The organism is Polaromonas sp. P1_G1 (assembly GCF_056405595.1).
In genome coordinates this window covers 1-551 of record NZ_JBFUBU010000137.1, presented here as the reverse complement: position 1 = coordinate 551, position 551 = coordinate 1, and the positions used below count along the sequence as shown (strand labels likewise).

The following is a 551-nucleotide window of genomic DNA, read 5'->3' as shown; positions in this document are numbered from 1 at the left end:
GCCCTCGGGCGCCGCAATCGTGCCATTGGTTTCCACCGCAATCGCAAAGCCCTGCGCATGCAGCGCATCAATCAGCGCAGTGTCCACCTGCAGCAGCGGCTCACCACCGGTCAGCACCACAAAGCGGTTCGCCGCATCGGTATCGGGCCACTGCGCGGCAATGCGCTCGGCCAGCGCCTGCGCGGTCTTGAACTTGCCGCCCAGCGTGCCGTCGGTGCCCACAAAGTCGGTGTCGCAAAACTGGCAGACGGCGTTGGCGCGGTCCTGCTCGCGGCCGGTCCAGAGGTTGCAGCCCGCAAAACGGCAGAACACGGCGGGGCGGCCTGCATTCGAGCCTTCGCCCTGCAGGGTGTAAAAAATTTCTTTGATCTGGTATGTCATCGCGCGCCCTCAGTGGCTGACCTTGCCCTGCACGCCGGCCACCAGCCAGTTCATGCCCAGAATGTCGACGTCGCTCAAGGTCTGGCCCTTGGCAATCACCAGCTTGCCCTCGTTGTCCAACACGTCGGCCTGGGCGTAAAACGGGTGCAGCTTGCCCGCGGCAATGTCCT

1 protein-coding gene is annotated in these 551 nt (G+C 64.4%); it reads right to left on the bottom strand.

All coding sequences use genetic code 11. From position 1 onward, the window contains the following. Window positions 1-381, bottom strand: a 381-nt coding sequence (locus AC1D1Y_RS26120; RefSeq protein ID WP_477684911.1) for a radical SAM family protein, incomplete at its 3' end; no start/stop codon positions are given. Between the last annotated feature and the right edge of the window lie 170 nt (window positions 382-551).